Origin of the sequence: Microbacterium sp. (assembly GCF_031178525.1) — a bacterium.
Lineage (GTDB): Bacteria > Actinomycetota > Actinomycetes > Actinomycetales > Microbacteriaceae > Microbacterium.
This window is the reverse complement of sequence record NZ_JAPSJA010000404.1, coordinates 1-1584: the sequence shown is the minus strand read 5'-3', so window position 1 is coordinate 1584 and position 1584 is coordinate 1. Positions and strand designations below refer to the sequence as shown.

Genomic DNA, 1584 nt, shown 5'->3' with positions numbered 1-1584 from the left:
CATGGGGCAGGATGGGACGACCCCCACAACGATCGAGGTATCTTCGTGCGTCTTCGCTCCGCAGCATTCCTGTCCGCCCTCGCGCTCAGTGCCGTCGCGCTCGCCGGCTGCTCGGGCGAGCCGACACCGGCGGAGACGACGCCCAGCGCCACCGCCGGCGCCACCGATCTGTGCGCCGCGGCACTGGCAAGCGGCGCGTCGTCGGAGGCCGTGACGGTCGAGGGGGAGCCGGGCGAGAAGCCGACCATCGCCCTGGACGGCGAGCTCGAGATCACCACGCCCGAGCGCACGGTCGTGAGCGAGGGAGACGGCGACCCGATCGAGCTCGGCCAGATCATCGACTACGGCCTGACGGTCTTCGACGCGAGCACGGGCGAGGAGTTGCAGAGCATCGGCTACGAGACGCCCGTCCTGCCGGAGGCGCTCGCCATGGACAGCGGCACGGCGCAGCTGTTCGGCTGCGCACCGGTCGGCTCGCGCATCGTCGCGACCGTGCCCGGGCAGGGTGAGCAGCAGCCGGCCACCGTGTACGTGATCGACCTGCTCGGCAACGACACTCCCACCGCCGCGTGGGGAGAGCCGCAGGAGCCCGTCGAGGGTCAGCCCACGGTCGAGCTGGCCGATGACGGCGAGCCCACCATCACGCTGCCCGACGCCGAGCCGCCGGCCGAGACCGAGGTCACGACGCTCAAGGCGGGCGACGGCGCCGAGGTGGCGTCGGGCGACAGCGTGCTCGTGCAGTACACCGGCGTGAAGTGGTCGGACGGGTCGGTGTTCGACTCCAGCTGGGAGCGCGGCGCCGCGGCCGCCATGTCCACCACGGGCGTGGTCGCCGGCTTCCAGAAGGCCCTCGAGGGTCAGAAGGTCGGCTCGCAGGTGCTCGTCACGATGCCGCCGGCCGACGGCTACGGCGCGGCGGCGGAGCATGAGCTCGCGGAGGAGACGCTGACCTTCGTGGTCGACATCCTCGCGTCGCAGTCCGTGCCGCAGCAGTAAGCCAGCGGCATGCGTCGGGTCGTCCTCCTCGGCTCCACCGGATCGATCGGCACCCAGGCGCTCGACGTGATCCGGGCCAACCCGGACCGCTTCGAGGTCGTCGGGCTGTCGGCAGGCTCCAACTCCGCGGCGATGGCGGCGCAGGCCGCCGAGTTCGGCGTCGAGCACACGGCGCTGGGCGCCGGCGAGGCCGAGCAGCTCGTGCGCGACGTGGACGCCGACGTCGTCGTCAACGGGATCACCGGATCCGTCGGGCTCGGTCCGACGCTCGCCGCGCTCGAGACCGGACGGACGCTCGCGCTCGCCAACAAGGAGTCGCTGATCGTCGGCGGCGACCTCGTGAAGCGTCTGGCCGCGCCGGGCCAGATCGTGCCCGTCGACTCCGAGCACTCCGCGATCGCGCAGGCGCTGCGTTCGGGGGCGCATCGCGAGGTGCGACGGCTCATCGTGACCGCGTCGGGCGGCCCGTTCCGCGGGCGCCGCCGCGAGCAGCTGGAGGGCGTCACGCCCGCAGAGGCGCTGAAGCACCCGAACTTCGCGATGGGCCGCGTCATCACGACGAATTCGGCGACGCTCGTGAACAAGGGC

The 1584-nt window shown here is 72.4% G+C and carries 1 protein-coding gene and 1 pseudogene; both read left to right on the top strand.

Annotated features, from left to right (window positions below; genetic code table 11):
- Nucleotides 1-996 (top strand): FKBP-type peptidyl-prolyl cis-trans isomerase (locus RIF89_RS14900; protein ID WP_309069849.1); only part of this gene is annotated, 996 nt, incomplete at its 5' end.
- 9 nt (nt 997-1005) lie between these two features.
- A pseudogene (locus RIF89_RS14895) lies at nt 1006-1584 on the top strand (1-deoxy-D-xylulose-5-phosphate reductoisomerase); the annotation flags it as partial.